This is a genomic window from Vibrio owensii CAIM 1854 = LMG 25443 (genome assembly GCF_000817815.1).
GTDB lineage: Bacteria > Pseudomonadota > Gammaproteobacteria > Enterobacterales > Vibrionaceae > Vibrio > Vibrio owensii.
The window spans coordinates 1-17180 of the sequence record NZ_JPRD01000011.1 but is presented as its reverse complement, the minus strand read 5'-3'; the positions used below and the strand labels follow the sequence as shown (position 1 = coordinate 17180).

Here is a 17180-nt window from a genome sequence, read left to right as displayed (position 1 = left end):
TTGAGAATCTGGTTTTTCTCAATATGAGAATCAAAAAAGTGAATCGTTTTAGGGGGTTATAAATGCTAATTCGATCTGATCTTTATGTATTTAGTTGCACTCATTTGCTTATGAGTGTTGCGTTGAGTCGTAGAACGTAAAATGTGGGTTAGGCGTTTAAAGAGAGGTACGGTTCAATAGAGGTGCTTTTTCGTACAAGGTTCCCGCATGCCATTAAGAATGACATTGATTGCCCTCGCTGTAATAGCTTCCGCCCAGCCTCAAGCTGATCCCAACTTACTACCACCTGTTTCACTTGCCGATTCCTATCAAGACGGAATAGATGTATCCCAATACTGGTATAGCGAAAAGCTTGACGGCATTCGGGCGTACTGGACGGGACAACATCTAGTGACGCGAAATGGTAATCGCATTTACGCGCCAGATTGGTTTATCCGAGTGTTACCTGATTATCCTTTAGATGGCGAATTGTGGGCAGGGCGAGGTAACTTCCATCTTGTTCAACAGACGGTTTTAGACAGAACGCCGGTAGACAGTGCATGGCAAAGAATCGATTTCATGCTGTTTGATATGCCTTATTCGGCTGGTGATTATAGAAAACGTTACTACAACATTCAGGACTTGGTGTTTGCGATTGACGCGCCTCATATTAAGTACGTTGAGCATCGTGCAATTCAAGATGAGAAACATTTGTTCGAACAACTCGACCAAATTTCGCAATCTGACGGTGAGGGTGTCATGTTGAGAAAGGTATCAAGCCGTTATCAGGCAGGAAGAGGCAGTGATTTACTCAAGCTCAAACGTTTTGAAGATGCAGAAGCCTTAGTGGTCGGTTACAAACCAGGGACGGGACGTTTACTGGGAATGATGGGAGCGCTGCTGGTGCGTTTGAGCAATGGGACAGAATTTTACATTGGCAGTGGCTTTACCGATGATGTAAGAAAGTCGCCGCCACGAATTGGCTCAACAATCACGTTTCGCTTTAACGGCTATACCCATAATGGAAAACCACGATTTGCCCGATTTTTGAGAGAGCGAGTTCCTCAATAAATCGAAGTTACTGATTGCCAACACTCACACCGCAGCGTTTAAATAAGTCTTTCCAGAATTGCACATGTTCCAATGTCTTTTGTCGAAATTGGTCATGTGCTTTTTCAATACCGTAGTTTGCACCATGTGCGGCCATTCTTTGTTCGACTAAGTTAATCCCACCATCGAGCTGCTGATAAGTACTGTCGACAAACGCCATGTAAGGTTGAACCTCACCAACATAAATCGACTGAAATACGTTTCTCAAATAGCGAAACTGCGTGGTGTCTCGGTTAGCACCACAAATAATTTTGTCTTGGTTTGCTTCGAGCATTTGTGTGGTTTGTTCTAGCCAATGGGTCGCATCAATCAAGGTGTAATACAGTCGTCCAACAAGACGTGTTTTTTCAATCTCTTCTTGATAGTTCACTATGGTTACGTCGGGTAAGCGAGAAAGAGTGCGATAAGGCGTTTGGTATATTTCATCTAAAGCAAGGAAAGCGTCTCGAACGTGGGCGACTTGGTCTTTGCTTTCCATCGGCAACCATTGAGAGCCGGTTAATTGCTTGCGCATGGCATCGCTAGTCAGCAACATATTGTCGAGATGTACGGTGAGGTGATGCCATTTCTGATCGTACAAACCGTTAAGTTTTGTGCTTTCTTCGTTACTCAATGGGTAATCATTCAAACAACCGTTGAGCGTTCTGAGCAGATTGGTTTGATAGTCGAAATCATAAAAGGCGTCTTGGACTTTACCCAGTTGCGAGTTCTTTTCTGCGAGCAAGTTGAACAGGCCACATTGACGTAATTGATAGCTCTCTAGTAAGCCAAGTGATAGGCGAGGGAGTTCTTGAAAGAGTTCTCTTTTCTCAGGAACAGTGACAGCAGGAGAAGCTTCTAGCTCAGATTCTGATGTGTCTAATACGTTGGCCAAGCGTTGATTGTATTTTTCGAATACCGCTTTCTCTGGGTTAAACCATTCGTTACACCCAGTGAGTAAGCTTGTCGATAATAAAAGCGCCGTAGCAACAAGTGAACTTCTCACAGCATTTCCTTTTTAATCACTTAGATAAGTATACTTTGTGACGCGCGGGAGAGATCAAAAAAGCCAGCGTTCGCTGGCTTTAAAATTTGATAGTCGAAGTTTGAATTACTGCTGAGAGAAATTCAATTGCACTTCAGGGTCTTGGCGGTGCATCCAACGCAAGCGAATACCTAGTAGGAATGCAGCCGACGATAGACCAATGATAAAGCCGAGCCAGAAGCCTTGTGCGCCCATAGGCTCAACAATCCAGTCTGTACGACCTAACACGTAGCCGATTGGCAAACCAAGCAACCAGTAGGCGATAAAGGTACGGTTGAAGATTGCGCGCATGTCTTTGTAACCGCGCAGCGCACCTGCCGCAATAACTTGCACCGCATCGGTACATTGGTAAATCGCTGCAAACAGCAATAGCACCATCGCCAGTTCGATAACCTCAGGGTTATTGGTGTAAAGCAGGGCAATTTGCTCACGGAACACAACAGTTAGAATTGCCGTCATCATAGCAAGAGCAAGACCGACCATCACACCTACGCGAGAAGCAACACGTGCACCATCTACGTTTTCTTCACCCAAACGGTGACCAACGCGGATACTCACTGCCGCACCCACACTCATTGGTAGCATGAAAACAAGTGAAGAGAAGTTAATTGCAACTTGGTGCGCGGCAACAATGATCGAACCGAGTGGAGAGACCAAAAGCGCAACCACGGCAAACAACGTTACTTCAAAGAACAACGCCGCAGCGACAGGGAAGCCCAGTTTGAATAGACGAATTTGAGCCTTTAGTTGAGGCTTGTGGAACTCGCCAAACAGGTTGATGCTTTTTAGTCGTGCAGAAGTGGTTACGTAAAGTAGCAGCAAGCCAAACATCACCCAGTAGACGATCGCGGTTGCAACACCACAGCCCACACCGCCTAGTGCCGGTGCGCCGAATTTACCGTAAACGAAAATCCAGTTAAGTGGGATGTTCAGCATCAAACCGATAAAGCCGATGAACATCGCAGGCTTCGTTAGTGACATACCATCAGTAAAGCTGCGTAAAGTTTGGAATAGCAAGAACGCTGGTACAGCAAAAATAACCGCATGGATATAGCCAATGGTCTTCTCTGTCATTGCTGCTTCGACATCCATTAACCCAAGAATGAATTGGGTTTGGAATAACACTCCGATGATTGGAATGCTGATCAGTAGGGCAAGCACAATGCCTTGTTGGATCTCGAATGGGATTTTAACGCGGCGACCTGAACCGTTGAGCTGAGCAACCACTGGTACAAGCGCCATCAATAAACCCACACCAAATAGAATTGATGGAAGCCAGATACTTGCAGCCACAGATACCGCAGCCATGTCGGTCGCGCTGACGCCACCTGCCATTACGGTATCGACAAAGCCCATCCCCGTTTGCGCGACAGAAGCGATCAACACAGGGGTAGCTAATTTAATAAGACTCGATGCTTCTTCTTTATAGCGATGCACGAAATACTCCAGAGCGGAACAATATATTGTAAAAGAAATAATTTGAATCGAAAGAGAGTGCTCGAGGACAAAAGATGTGATGAACTGATCTGATGGTTGATTTTAGTCACTATAAGGTGAAAAAATGCCTCGGTGGAACTCCGCGCAGATGATAAACAATTGTATGCTCAGATACCATACCCACAAGATGTGGATTTTTGGTTAATTGATAGACGATTGTAAAAACACTCGGCGGACGTTTAGCTTGGCTATCAGTCGCTTCTAACAAATAGGTAAAAAGAATGTTTACAGGAATCGTTCAGGGTACGGCTAAAGTCGTTCATATCGACAAGAAAGATCGCTTTCAAACTCACGTTGTTGAACTGGAAGGCGCATTAAATGAAGGTCTTGAAATTGGCGCGTCTGTTGCGCACAACGGTTGTTGCCTCACCGTAACGAAAATCGAAGGATCGCAAATCAGCTTTGACCTAATGCAAGCGACACTTGCGTTGACCAACCTAGGCGAATTGGCGGAAGGCGACAGCGTCAACATTTTCCAGGTTTAAATCATTATAATGTGATTAAAAAAGTTGTGGGTGTGTGAGAAATAGATAACTGTTACTTATCAACGAAAGCCTCAACCTGACACATTGATGACAGCCAAAACTGGCAGTGGATTGGAAAATGACGTTGAGAATAAGCTGGTTAGCACTTTTTACCTCCAAACATCCAAGTATACTAGGACTAACTACATAATTTTTAGTATAATTTTTTATAGGTACTTTAACGCTAGAATTCCAAATGATAGAAAAAATTACTATCCATAATTTTAAGTTGTTCTCTGATGAAACTTTTACTTTGAACCCACAATTCAATTTAATTGTGGGAGTCAATGGTAGTGGGAAAAGCTCTCTCTTAAAAGCTCTCGCCGTGTCTTTAGCCGGTTGGGCTCATGCGTATATTAAAAGTGAATCAAACTTAAGACCAATTGAGCGCTCAGAAATTCGAGAGATTCAACGCCAAGGAAGATTCGATCTATCTAAGGAAACTAGCATTGAGGTGTATGGTGAGTTTCCAATCGTTGATAGAAATCTAGAATCTAAAAGAGGATATGTCCAATGGAAACGCTTTCGACAGGAAGGCGATACTAAAACATATCTATCGGGTAATATTAGATATTTAAATACATGGTCTGGTGAATACTACCCAACTGAATATAATTTAATTTTATCTAACCTTGGACATGACGTCTTAAAATATATTGAATCTGGCGAACAGTTTGATTTGCCATTGATTGCATTTTATGAGTGTGATCGATTATGGATATCCAAAAATCAAGCTAACATTGAAAGTGCGGCACGAAAACAGCATTCTCGCTTTGATCCTTATTTGGATTGTTTTCACACTGGGACTGATAGCAATGCTATTGAAGAATGGTTGCTAAAACTAGAGCTGAGTGAATTACAAAAGAAAAATGTGAATCCTGTTAAGAAAGCGATCGAAATAGCGGCAATGTCTGCGTTAGAAGATTGTATTGGGTTTCGCTTTGATCTTGAAGAATCTAGGGTAATGGTTGAGTTTAAAGAAAACTTGACTATACCATTTGAGCATTTAAGTGATGGTCAAAGAACAATATTAAGCCTTTTTTGTGATATAGCGCGAAGAGCTGCGATTCTAAACCCTCATCTAGATGGTGAAGCCATAAAAATGGTAGAAGGCGTCGTATTAATAGATGAGATCGATTTACACTTACACCCTAAATGGCAAAGAAAAATCGTTGAAAGCTTGCGTAACACTTTTCCTAATATTCAATTTGTATGTACAACTCATTCTCCATTTATTATACAGTCTATCCGTTCTAGTGAAGAGATAATCATGATGACGGGAGAGCCACTATTAAACTATGCAAATAAAAGTGTAGAAGAGATTTCAAAAAATATGGGGGTAGAAAGACCTGATGTATCGATCAAATATGAAGAAATGAAAGAAATTGCTAAATCCTTTATGGAAGAATTGGAAGAACTGGATTGTACAGATAGAGAAAAACAGGAAGAATTTAAGAAGCGCTTAGCCTCTGCTGTAGCACCATATGCAGACAACCCTGCTTATCAAGCATTTCTAGAATTACAAATGCTATCAAAGTTTGGAGAGAAATAATGAGGCCATTTAGAAGAAATAGTTCTCCATTTGATAGTGATCTCAAACATTATGAAGATGCGAAAACAGAATTAATCTCTAGGATAAGCAGAGGTGAATTTGCTAGCAAGCATGTGACATCGTATTGTAGTTATTGCGAGAGATCGATACCTACTAACTTAGCAGTGGAACATATACAGCCTAAGAAAGGAAGTTATGCAAAACCAGAACTTCAGGGTAGATGGTCTAACTTTCTTCTAGCTTGTGTGAACTGTAACTCTTCAAAAGGCAGTAGAGGAGTGTTTTTTGATTACTTCTTTTTTCCTGATCGAGATAATACATTTAACGCTTTTAAGTACTCATCTGATGGTTCTATAACTGTTAATTCAAGTAATCATCTTGCTATTCAAGGCGTAGCTAAAAATACTCTCTGGTTAACTGGATTGGATAAAACTGTAAGGAATACGTATGACTCTGAAGGTAAGATAATAGCACAAGATAGAATAAGTCAAAGAGCAGAGGTATGGGGTATCGCTGAAAACCACTTAGAAATTTATACTAAAAATAAAGGTAATGCTGGAATAAAAGAATTAATCGTTTCTTCAATGTTAGGTCACGGTTATTTTAGTGTTTGGATGACAGTTTTTAAAGACTGTCCCGAAATGAAAAACTCATTTATTGATTCAATCTCAGGAACAAGAGAAAGCGGTTGTTTTGATCAGCATGGAGATTCTAGCTTCCGACATAGCAATAAAGATAAACTTTCTGACAGTAAGTTTAAGTTCTACTCTGATAAAATTTAATAATATTATCTATTTGACTTTTTTGATTAGAGAAAGGTAAGAGTCAAATTTACAGTTCTTATTTCTATATGTATTAAAAATAATAATTAAATTACCTAGGTCGTTAACTTTTACCATTATCTACCTTAGAATCACCAGATTTATAATAAGTTTATCAGGAGCTATAGCTTTTTTGTCCAATAGCGACTGGCAAAGAGTTATTACTCGTTCTATCGGACATGCTCAGCCGCATCAGAATAAATACCAAATCATATATAATTCAATATATGAACATATTTTATGTTACTATTTGCTATCAGACTCATTTAGGGCCTTTTTCGCGGCTTGACCGATAGAATCAACATCCACGTTATTTGAGGCTAAAAACTTCTCAAACAGTGGCATTAAAGCTCCCATTTTTTCGTTAATAGCATCTCGCACAGTATCAACGATCACCTGAGTTCCACGTTCAATCTCGACGTTGATGTTTGAACCGCTTTGCTTCTCTTCGAAAGTAGTCATTCTGCGAGTCTCTGGAATCAGCCAAACATCAAACCAGCCTTCTTTTTTGTCAACGTCCGACACAGTAAGACTTGCCCCATTCAAAGCAATGTAGCCTTTCGGGAAAATGTATTTTACCCATTCGCGTGGAGCTGATATACGCACACGGTAGTTATCATCGATTTGTTGTACGTCTAGAACTGACGTTTTGAAATCAACATGCCCAGATAGTGGATGACCACCGATTTCTACACCATCTTTCGCGGCACGTTCTACATTGATTCTTTGGTTATGCTTGTATTCACTTAGAGTGGTTATCTCAAGGCTTTTCAACATTACGTCAAACTTGACTTGTGTCGGGGTTACGATCTCGGTAACAGTCAAGCAAACACCATCAACCGCAACACTAGCTCCAATTTCTAAGTCATCGCAGAAGCCAGGTTCAAACTCAATGTTAAAAGTTCTGATACCCTTGTGATCACTTATGGATGAAATAAGCGCGACAGACTGAATTATACCCGTGAACATTGTTGGCTCTCCTGTTTTACCGATATGGCTGTGTAGTAGTCAGTATTTTGAACCAGTTGTAATGTAATTGATAGATCGCGCTGTCATTACTGCTGGTACTTTATTCAAATAACGAATTAGCATCGGTGCCTAGCACGATACACAAGTCTCTGATCATCTCATCGGTCACACGTACCATTCCGCTTTCGATCTTGGCAAGCTTGCTACGTGTAATATCGATACCGCGCAAACTACATTCACGCTCTACATCAGCTTGAGACCACGCCTTACTTAACCGTATCTCTTTGATTCTATAGCCAGTAATGTTTTTCTTTTCTGTGACTTGGTTCATGATTCTGTCTGCACCGTTATGGGTGCAGGTAGAGTTACTCATACACTTAGTTCTGGACTGGAGTACTTACTCTCAAATCTAACAAATCACACCGAGCCGTCATCAACTTGATAAACATTAACCCAACTCAATACACCTTAGACGTGAATTCTCTTTGCTTTGGCGCGATACTCTCAATTGTTTTTATTTTACGAACACACAGAAGAGCATGAATATCATCTGTAGTTATTTCTCGTGGTGATACAATAATATCAGTGGGATATTTGTAGTTCTTGCTTGTGTAGTCGACAGAAACCGCATAAAAACCGTTCTCAATGGCTTTTTCAACTGAAGCGTGTCTTTGGTATTGGTTCGCTGATAACCCCATAGAGAGAAGCACACGACGTTTAAAGACAAACGGTTCGGTGACTGTCTCTAGCAGGAGTTCAAATTCGTCTTTTTCTTTCGCCGGCGATTTAATAGCTACAGTCACCAAGTCTGGTGCATACGCTTCAAGTGGGTAATGATGCTTGCCGTTTTTCATCTCTTCTTCGGTAAAACAGACTTTGTCCAAGGCTTCGTTGATAGAACGCATGTTTTGAGCATGATCGCTGACTAGTAGTTTTACATACGCCTTCTTTCTACGGTTTGATGGAGTAGGGATGTAATACCAATGTACTTTGTTATCAATGGTTTTAATGGTTACTGTATTTTCTACAATTCTTATTTCTTTGACCAATCGTTGAACAATTTCTCGTGCTTCCAATTTGTCTTCATCTGAACCGTAAATGTACGCTTCTTTCTTTTCACGCCAGTTCTTAACGTCGTCTAAAGAAATGAATGAGTTTGAATGCGCATGGTTCTCTTGTTCTATAGTCAATTGATTATTAAGCTCTTGAATTTTAGTTGATAGTTCACTGAGACGGTCTTGGTCAGCTAGATCGAATGCAAGCGGGTTATCAAACATTATCTTCTTCAATGTTGAAAGTTGATGTTGGTAAGCACCGATTTGTTGTTGGATAGATTCAATTTTTCTCTTGTCTGGTTCTACGGGGACTATCTGGTGTTCAGACAAACACGACAGTACTATATAGTCTAAAAGTTGTTGCCTAGCATAGAAGCCACATGCGCATTCAGGTGAAGAGCATTTGTAGATACCACCATTTTCACGAGAGCCTATAGCAACGGTATCTTTACAATACAAACGACTAATACCACCAAGTATTGAGTAGCTAACACGACGATTGTCATGAATCTTGTAGCTGTCTTTGATGGCTCGAATGCGATGAAACTCATCTTTAGTACAAGCTGCGGGAAAGTAATCTTTTAATATGAAGGTAGAGTAGACTTTCTTCTTTTCAGGGTGTCTATTGGTTGCATCTAAGTCGAGTAAGGTTACTTGTCTGTCTCCATAAAGACACTCACTCTTGAACACACTCGCGACGGAGTCAACGTTTAAGTCAACACCATGTTTTCTTAGGTAGTCTCTGCAAGTAACGTTACCTTTTCCATCCAATGCCATTTGGCAGATGTCTTTAGCTAGCTGAAATTTTTGGTCATCGATGTAGCAAACGTTGTCTTTAGCATAAGCGTAGAAAGGTAGTCCAGTTGAGACGTTGTAAGGGTTACCACATGGTGCGCGTTCACCAGTTTGGTATTGCTTAATACGTTTACGCATAGCAGCAAGCGTTATGGCTTGTTTTTTACGCGATTCTTCGCCTGCTAGATCGAAACTAAGAGTAGCGAGTATCTGGCTAACAGAGTCATTCGGTTTGCACTCACGGTTGTCCATTGTTGTTAGTATTGAGACACCGCTGCGCATGATCTGAAGATACAACCAGAATGCATCGTCCATATTTGCGCGTGAAATACGGTCAAGCGCACGAACCAGTAGATAGTCACCAGCCTGAACGTCGAGATTATTCTTGTCAGCCATATCGGTCAGGAAGTCACCGAGCTTACCAGCGAGATTTTTTTGATGAAAAGCACTACGACCGTGATCGGAGTATACTTTCCCAAGTTCTGCACCGTATCGCTGGCAGTATTCGTTTATCATGTCGTCGTTAGTTTGCAGGCCAAGCGATAAACCAGACTCGACCTGTCCTAGTGTACTCACACGAGCATAAACGTGTATCTTCGGTATTCTCATAGCGCCCTCATCATTTTTAATCATGATAGCATGATTAAACTTCAGTTAGGCAACATTGAACACGCAGCAAAGTTCGGTGATGAGATCGGCGGTCACAGCATGTCTGGTCACATTAGCTTGATGGCAGAAATTGCAGACGTCATTGATACGCCAAACAACCGCACCATTTGGTTTACCCTGCCAGAAGAGTCGATGAAGTATGTGCTTGCGAAAGGCTACATTGGCTTAGATGGGTGCTCACTGACCATTGGTGAAGTCGAAGACAACCGTTTCTCAGTACACTTAATTCCGGAAACGCTCGAAAGAACCTTATTTGGTCGTCGCCAAGTGGGTGAAAAAATCAACGTAGAATTCGATCCACAAACACAAGCCATCGTTGATACGGTAGAACGTGTATTAGCAGCGAAGCAGCTTTAGTTCTGCGAGAAATAGTTAACTCTGTTTTATTAGGCAAAAGTAACAGGGTAAAAATAATAAAGGAGCACTTGAGGCTCCTTTTTTGTTTCTTCTGTTTTTAGGGGGGGATGTGAGTTCCTACTCGTAGTTGTCGTCGATGAACAATTCGACCTTTTGCTGCAACTCATCAACTTTCATGTTGAGGTGAATCGCATGACAACAAGCCGGACAGTCATCATAGAACTCTTGGTTACCATTACTTGCATCGAGAGTGATGCCGATTGAGTGCCCACAGTGGGGACATTTCACATGTCTTTCAGTGTAATTTTGCATACAAAAACTCCTAGTATTGCAGGGCTTTTAATACTTTATTGTAGAGAAAATACAGCCCTTATTTACTCGCTTGTCTCTTAGGGTTAGAGATACAACGTAAGCCGAGTTACTTAGAATATTAGGTGCTCTTGTTGCTAATTGAGTCGAAATAAGTACAAAAGTTGACCCCAAACCCAACGTTGGGCTTGGGGTCTTTCTCTAGAGTGATATGCGTCGAAAATTTACACTCAGCAATGATCTTTTCCTTCCAAATCAATAAGAAATTATCTTCTTAATTATCGATTGCACTTGTTCCAAATAATGTCCGCCAAACAGGTTGCAATGGTTAAGAACATGATAGAGGTTATAGATATCTTTACGTTCTTCATAGCCAACCGAAAGTGGTGCAACTGATTCATATCCTTGATAAAAATCAGGTTGGAAGCCCCCAAATAACTCGGTCATAGCGAGGTCACATTCTCGGTCTCCCCAGTAACAGGCTGGATCAAAACTAATAGGCCCTGCTGGGGTCAGTGCAACGTTTCCATTCCACAGGTCACCGTGCAGAAGAGAAGGTTGAGGTGAGTGATTTGCTAAAAGCTGTTTCACGACGTCAATAAAGTCATCGATATCAACCAAAGATACGCCTTTTTCTTTTAGCAATTGTAATTGCCATCCGATGCGCTGCTCTGCGAAGAAGACGCACCATTTCTTGTGCCATTGATTTGGTTGAAGTGTCGACCCGATATAATTATCGCTGTCGAAACCGAACTCTTTTTGTTCACCCCACAAGTGAAGGCGAGCCAGTTGTTGGCCAAACTTAAAGCTGTTGCTGGCATCTTCGAGCGGTTTGGTTGGCAGGTAATTAAGAATAATAAATGAGTGCGTTTTAGTTTTACCGACTAAAACGACTTCAGGGACAAATAGAGTAGAGGTTTCACGCAAAAGGTGAAGGCTTTCTGCTTCTACTTCAAACTTGGCTAAGAAATCCCGATCATTAAGTTTGACGAAATAGCGTTGCTCTCCGTCATTGATCATATAGCTTTCGCTAATGTCGCCGCCTGAAAGTTTCACTTTCTCGGTGATTTGATATTCAAACATTAAGGTATCAGAAAGCTGTTGCGATATTGCTTGCCACATACAAAACCTCGCTCATCTATTTGACCAACAATAGTTTAGGATAAACGGCGGAAGATTGACGCGCACTTGAGCAAACTTCGACAATAAATACGTCGGTCATAGTGAAAAATGTGCATAAGTGTGAATCATGTCGCCTATAACTCTATGATTTATCGACTTAACATATGGAGCTATTGAGATACAACGAGTATTATAATTTTTTTGACTTTAGTTCCATTGGTGGCATGAAAATACTGATTTGTGATGATTCGGCAGTCGCACGAAAGTTGATTTCCCGATCCATCGTACAAGATACATCATTGCACCTTCTCGAAGCCCAAGATGGTCACGAGGCGTTGAAAATCCTAGCGGAACAAAATATTGACGTTTTGTTTCTCGATTTGACGATGCCGATAATGGATGGATTCGAGGTACTAGAGTCTCTGCCTGTTAGCCAACATCAAACCAAGATTGTCATCGTTTCGGGTGACGTCCAGCAAGAAGCCAAACAACGTTGTTTAGATCTTGGTGCAATAGACTTTATTGCAAAACCACTCTCTGAAGAACAAGTCGTTCCTTTGTATGAAAGTCTGGGGTTGCACTACGCCTTTAGTTCTAGTCTGGAAACTGAACCAACGCCAAACATAGAAATTACCCCATTGTCCAAGTTCCGAGAGGTGGCCAATATTGCGCTAGGTAAAGGTGCAGCAATCATGGCGGACCATCTGCGCGAATTTATTCAACTGCCAGTGCCTCATGTGGGGCCGCTTTCTTATGGCGAGCTTCATATGACGCTGGTGGATGTGATCGGGCGAGATAGCTCTGTGGCGGTTGCCCAGCGATTTGTCGGTGGTGGTATCCACGGTGAAGCACTGGTTTGCCTGCGCGGTAAAGACATCAACCAAATCGGTGAGCGGTTGGGGTACTTACTGGAGTTTACGCCACACAATGAAATCATTTTAAACGTTTCTAACTTGTTGGTTTCTTCTTTCCTAACGTCTTTAGGTAACCAACTGGATAAGCAATTCTCTCTGCGTCAGCCAGGTATCATTGAAACCATTACGCCTTTCAGTGAAGAAAAGGGCGAAGCTGGCCAACTCTTTACCATCGAATACACCTACATGGCAGAGGCACTCGACTTTGAGTGTGAAGTTCTGTTTTTGATAGATAAATCATCCGTAGAAATCATCTATGAAATCATGGAGTTAATCTAATGTCCGAAATCACGCTGGACATAGCAGACTTTCACTGGGTTACCCAAATTCTGGATACCATGGACTCTGGACTTATCGTACTCGACCAAGAGTATAAAGTCTGTGTGTGGAACAGTTTCATGCAGTCTTACAGCGGTATCCTGTCGCAAAACATCTTAGGTGAGTGTTTATTTGATCACTTTGAAGATCTACCCCGAACATGGTTAGAGACAAAGCTGAAAACGTCGGCGGATTTAGAGACGCGTTCATTCTCTAGCTGGGAAAACCGACCATATCTTTTTAAGTTCAACAACTTCTCGCCGGTTTCAAACAGCAGCAACCTTATGTTCCAAGACATAGTTATCACGCCATTGCGCTCACTTTCAGGAGAAGTGAGCCATATTGCGATTCAAATCAACGATGTCTCAGAAACCGCGCGTAACCGTATTCACTTGAGAGAAACCAACCAGCACCTTTCTGAAATCAGTCGTAAAGACGGTCTCACGGGACTGTTTAATCGTGCGTACTGGGAGCAGTCATTGAAAGAAGAGTTTGCCCAACTCAAAGTCATTGAAGGGGCAAGTTCGTTGGTGATCTTTGATATTGACCACTTTAAAAAGGTCAACGACACCTATGGCCACCATACTGGCGATGAAGTGATTCGTCGTACATCTAGCTTATTGCGTAAAACTGCACGCAGCAGTGATGTTTGTGGACGTTTCGGTGGGGAAGAGTTCACTGTTCTACTGCCGCATACCAATCAAGAGCAGGCGAGCTATTTTGCAGAGCGTTTAAGAAAGCGAATCGAGCAAGAAATCGTGAAAGTTGAAGACTTTTTGATTAACTACACGATAAGTATCGGCGTTTGCGAGTATAAATCGTACTTCGAGAGTCACACACAATGGCTTAAGAGTGCCGATGCTGCGTTATATCGCGCTAAAGAAAATGGACGAAATCAAACCTGTTGTCACGAAGATGACTAACCTAATTGGTTGAAAACCATTCAGTTAACGCATCAATGCTTATTAATATGAAATAAGTTAATGAAATTTTCTCGGCATGTCTTACTATTGAAACTATTTCGCTTTCAGCTTCGAAGGCTTGCACTAAACGGAGAAAAACAGTGGTTGTAGAAACCGATGGATATCTCGCTCTAATCGAGCACTTGTCACTTAACTTAGATATTTTCACGTCTGAAATCGGTGACACAGGATCAGAAAGCATTGAAGATGTCGTGACTGACATGGTTGCGTCGAACATCATGGCGATATTCGAACAAAACCCAGAATTGCATTCAAGTGTGCGCTTTAAGTTACTAAAAGAAGCTGATGCGGTAGTAGAAGATTTGGGTGAAGTGCTAGCGGGTGTGTGGACGAAAAAAGCGACCAATGAACAGATCGCTTTTTTAGATGAATACATTGCGTTAGTGAAGAACTTGTTCGATACAGCTGTCGCGACCTACGACTGATTCCAATCTCTCGTCATTCCTATTCAAAGAAGAGTTACATTGTAACTCTTCTTACTTGCCAAAATTTCGATGCCCAATACGGGTTGTCGATTCTCGAAATGATCACGCCTTTCGATGTGGAAGCGTGCATAAACTGCTTATTACCCAAGTAGATACCGACATGGTATGTGCTTCTACGGGTCTTGAAAAATACCAAGTCGCCTTGCTGCGCATCAGACCAACTCATCTCAACACCTTGCTTTGACTGTTGGCGCGTTGTTCGCGGCAATGACATTTGGTATGCCTCGACAAAGGCTTTTTGTACAAACGCGGAGCAGTCTATGCCTGATTTTTTTGTACCGCCTAAACGATAGGGCGTGCCTTCCCATTCATTAAAAAACTGAAACAAGTCCTGATTGTCGGACAGAAGTTGGTTGACTGGAAGGGAGGCGTTTACTTGCGTTTCTGGGTCTGGGCCAGAAGAACACGCACTAAGTAGCGTACTGATTATTAAAGGGAAAAATATACGACGTACTTTGTACACAGGTCATCTCCATGACTTAAAACTGAAATATTAGTGTCATAACCAATGCCTACTATGGGCTGAAAATCACGTTTTTGTCTCACTTATGTGACAAGTAAACGGAAAGTTGATTCAAAACCAAGAAAGAACATAAATTGATTATGACAGAGCGCAAACGTTTACGCCTTTCTCTTTCACTGATTCAGACTATCAGTGCAACATTTTTAACTATCATCGCACTTGTTATAGCCCTTTCTGTCTCAAGTTTCAAAGGAATGGAACAGATTGGCGAACAATTTGAAGAGTTGTCTCAAAAAGCGTTACCCATGGCAATGGCAAATGCGACACTCACAAGGAACGTTTTAGAGCAGGTCAAACTGCTGAACTATGGAATGCAAATTACCGATCCGAATGAACTTCCTCTTATCACTTCTCAAATTGAAGAGCTAACGCAGCAAAGTGACGGGCTCATAGAGCAAACTTCCGGAGTTGCTGAACACCTATCAAGTATGCTCAAAGAAAACGTTGCTGAGTTGCATCAAGTCACCAATTCCATTTTATCGAAACAGTCTGCGGTGATTCAGATGCAAAGCGACATTAATTCGGCCGTCGGTGGGTTTCGATATGGTTTAAGTTCGATTGGTCCAGAGATGAACCGTATCAGCTCCTTTCTAAGCAACGACAACCCTGAATCGAGTGATGCGGCAAATCGCTTCATTGCGTCTGCAAGCTCGATGGAAAGCACCTTCTTGGTCATGATGATGCAAACCGAGTTAGAGAAAGCGGAGCAAGAATACAGAGAAATGAGAAACCGTATCGCTGGTATTAACCTCGCTTACGATGACTTCAAAGAATGGCATCCGGAAGTGACAGAGTTCGCCAGCCTAACTGCGCCTTATGAGATGGTACAAGCAGGCTTCAAAGATGATGGGGTTTTGCGTTTGATTCTGGCGAAACTTGAGCAGAGCGAACAGCAAAAGGTCGAGTTTCAACGTGCCTCTCAGCTCTCAAACGAAACCATGTATTTGCTCGACCAAGTATCTGATTCCGCCTCTGCTCTGATTGATGAGCGTGAAACCATTGTCCACAGCACCATTCAAAACGTCAGTTTGATGGTTGTTGTTGCCGCTGGCGTTATCTCGCTCGTGGTGTTAGTGACTTGGTTTGGCCTTCGCACTTGGATCAATCGAGGTTTGAAAAACATCCTCACTCGTCTTTCCGCGTTAACGGAACATGATTTCCGAGATAAAGCGCAAGAGATTGGCCCGTTTGAACTTAAAGAAGTCGCACGCAAACTTAACCAAGTTATCGACTCAACACACGATTCGATTTCAACCGTTACGCGTAACTGCGAAACCTTGTACCAAACCGCTGAGATAAGCCACGATGCGGCTGAGCAAACCAATCAAAGCTTAACTGTGCAGAATGAAGCGCTGGCGAGCATGGTGACGACCATTACTCAACTAGAGGCATCGATTAGAGAGATCGCGACGGTGACGAATGCCTCTTCCGAAGATTCGCATTTAGCGACGGGGCACACAGTGACAGGCGTTGCAGTGGTAGAGCAAAACCGTCAGCGTTTGGAGTCACTAGAAAGTTCACTCAACATCAATGAACACTCCATGATTGAACTCGACCAACGAGTAAAACAGATTCGTGAGATGGTTGATATGATCAGTGGCATTGCCGATAACACCAACTTACTTGCTTTGAATGCGGCGATTGAAGCGGCGCGTGCAGGGGAACAAGGGCGAGGTTTTGCAGTCGTCGCCGATGAGGTTCGCAAGTTAGCCAGTGATACTTCGCAGCAGACCACTAATATTCGTGAAATGATGAATGAGTTAGTCGCAGCAGCAGAACGATCACGTAAAGCGGTGAATGACTCACGTGAGGAAATGTCTTACGCATTGCAGTCGAGTGATGAAGTCAAATCGGCATTCGCAGACATTAACGAAGCGGTTCAGCATATCCAACAGCGTGTCGAACAGATTTCTGTTGCGACAGAAGAGCAAGAGCGAGCAACGGCGGACGTGTCGCAAGCCATTACACATATTTCTGACCAAGGTGAACACACCAAACTCCAATTAGAATCTATGGTCGAAAGTTCAGAGCAAGTCGCAGACATCGCGGGGCATCAACAAGCGATGCTGCATAAATACGAACTGCATCAAGTGAGTTGATCCAGCATTAGGTAAGAGCAACCGAACTTCCAATACGACCAAAGGCAGGGCAATCGCTCTAATGCCGATCAGTTA

At 42.3% G+C, this 17180-nt stretch carries 15 protein-coding genes and 2 pseudogenes; 9 read left to right on the top strand and 8 right to left on the bottom strand.

Features of this window, described 5'->3' with window-relative positions; genetic code table 11:
- Nucleotides 1-207: 207 nt before the first annotated feature.
- Nucleotides 208-1050: a DNA ligase gene (locus H735_RS05200; protein ID WP_005440958.1), complete on the top strand. Its 843-nt coding sequence runs from the start codon at nt 208-210 to the stop codon at nt 1048-1050.
- A 7-nt stretch (nt 1051-1057) separates the two neighbouring features.
- Here the strand turns inward: H735_RS05200 and H735_RS05195 are convergent, their stop codons facing one another.
- The gene (locus tag H735_RS05195; RefSeq protein WP_020198005.1) at nt 1058-2074 is read right to left on the bottom strand and encodes a DUF3080 domain-containing protein; all 1017 of its coding nucleotides are present in this window, start codon (nt 2072-2074) and stop codon (nt 1058-1060) included.
- A 105-nt stretch (nt 2075-2179) separates the two neighbouring features.
- Nucleotides 2180-3550, bottom strand: coding sequence for an MATE family efflux transporter (locus tag H735_RS05190; protein ID WP_009706068.1), 1371 nt, complete (start codon nt 3548-3550; stop codon nt 2180-2182).
- A 281-nt stretch (nt 3551-3831) separates the two neighbouring features.
- Here H735_RS05190 and H735_RS05185 point away from each other — a divergent pair.
- The 3 genes and pseudogenes from H735_RS05185 to H735_RS05175 all read left to right on the top strand — a co-directional run.
- A pseudogene (locus tag H735_RS05185) lies at nt 3832-4083 on the top strand (riboflavin synthase); the annotation flags it as partial.
- A gap of 247 nt (nt 4084-4330) precedes the next feature.
- On the top strand, nt 4331-5686 hold the full coding sequence (locus H735_RS05180; RefSeq protein WP_020198003.1) for an AAA family ATPase: 1356 nt from the start codon (nt 4331-4333) through the stop codon (nt 5684-5686).
- The gene (locus H735_RS05175; protein ID WP_020198002.1) at nt 5686-6468 is read left to right on the top strand and encodes an HNH endonuclease; all 783 of its coding nucleotides are present in this window, start codon (nt 5686-5688) and stop codon (nt 6466-6468) included. Before H735_RS05180 ends, H735_RS05175 begins: the two co-directional genes overlap by 1 nt.
- Before the next feature lie 285 nt (nt 6469-6753).
- Here the strand turns inward: H735_RS05175 and H735_RS05170 are convergent, their stop codons facing one another.
- The 3 genes from H735_RS05170 to H735_RS05160 all read right to left on the bottom strand — a co-directional run bounded on the left by H735_RS05170 (nt 6754) and on the right by H735_RS05160 (nt 9935).
- Nucleotides 6754-7476: a riboflavin synthase gene (locus H735_RS05170; RefSeq protein WP_020198001.1), complete on the bottom strand. Its 723-nt coding sequence runs from the start codon at nt 7474-7476 to the stop codon at nt 6754-6756.
- A 100-nt stretch (nt 7477-7576) separates the two neighbouring features.
- Nucleotides 7577-7849 (bottom strand): helix-turn-helix domain-containing protein, encoded by a 273-nt coding sequence (locus H735_RS05165; RefSeq protein WP_227741573.1) that lies wholly within the window; start codon nt 7847-7849, stop codon nt 7577-7579.
- 85 nt (nt 7850-7934) lie between these two features.
- Nucleotides 7935-9935: a recombinase family protein gene (locus H735_RS05160; protein ID WP_161624581.1), complete on the bottom strand. Its 2001-nt coding sequence runs from the start codon at nt 9933-9935 to the stop codon at nt 7935-7937.
- Between the two features lie 51 nt (nt 9936-9986).
- Here H735_RS05160 and H735_RS05155 point away from each other — a divergent pair.
- Nucleotides 9987-10352: pseudogene (locus tag H735_RS05155) on the top strand (riboflavin synthase subunit alpha); the annotation flags it as partial.
- Between the two features lie 117 nt (nt 10353-10469).
- Here H735_RS05155 and H735_RS05150 read toward each other — a convergent pair.
- Both H735_RS05150 and H735_RS05145 read right to left on the bottom strand, forming a co-directional pair.
- Nucleotides 10470-10664 carry a CPXCG motif-containing cysteine-rich protein gene (locus tag H735_RS05150; protein WP_005427574.1) on the bottom strand — a complete coding sequence of 65 codons (195 nt, stop codon included), beginning with the start codon at nt 10662-10664 and terminating at the stop codon, nt 10470-10472.
- A gap of 252 nt (nt 10665-10916) precedes the next feature.
- A complete protein-coding gene (locus H735_RS05145) occupies nt 10917-11783 on the bottom strand; it encodes a fructosamine kinase family protein (protein ID WP_020197997.1) in 867 nt (288 codons plus the stop codon).
- Between the two features lie 224 nt (nt 11784-12007).
- Between H735_RS05145 and H735_RS05140 the strand changes: the two genes are divergently transcribed.
- From H735_RS05140 to H735_RS05130, 3 genes are all read left to right on the top strand, one after another.
- Nucleotides 12008-12976, top strand: a complete 969-nt coding sequence (locus tag H735_RS05140; RefSeq protein WP_027726852.1) for a response regulator — start codon at nt 12008-12010, stop codon at nt 12974-12976.
- Entirely contained in the window at nt 12976-13938 is a 963-nt protein-coding gene (locus tag H735_RS05135) for a GGDEF domain-containing protein (RefSeq protein WP_020197995.1), read from the top strand. The genes H735_RS05140 and H735_RS05135 overlap by 1 nt, the downstream gene beginning before the upstream one ends.
- A gap of 140 nt (nt 13939-14078) precedes the next feature.
- The gene (locus tag H735_RS05130) at nt 14079-14423 is read left to right on the top strand and encodes a DUF3802 family protein (RefSeq protein WP_005427720.1); all 345 of its coding nucleotides are present in this window, start codon (nt 14079-14081) and stop codon (nt 14421-14423) included.
- Between the two features lie 34 nt (nt 14424-14457).
- On the opposite strand, the gene H735_RS05125 is transcribed toward H735_RS05130, so the two are convergent.
- Nucleotides 14458-14946, bottom strand: a complete 489-nt coding sequence (locus tag H735_RS05125) for an NlpC/P60 family protein (protein ID WP_009706073.1) — start codon at nt 14944-14946, stop codon at nt 14458-14460.
- 140 nt (nt 14947-15086) lie between these two features.
- On the opposite strand from H735_RS05125, the gene H735_RS05120 reads away from it, so the two are divergent.
- Nucleotides 15087-17105: a methyl-accepting chemotaxis protein gene (locus tag H735_RS05120; RefSeq protein WP_020197994.1), complete on the top strand. Its 2019-nt coding sequence runs from the start codon at nt 15087-15089 to the stop codon at nt 17103-17105.
- Nucleotides 17106-17180: the final 75 nt, after the last annotated feature.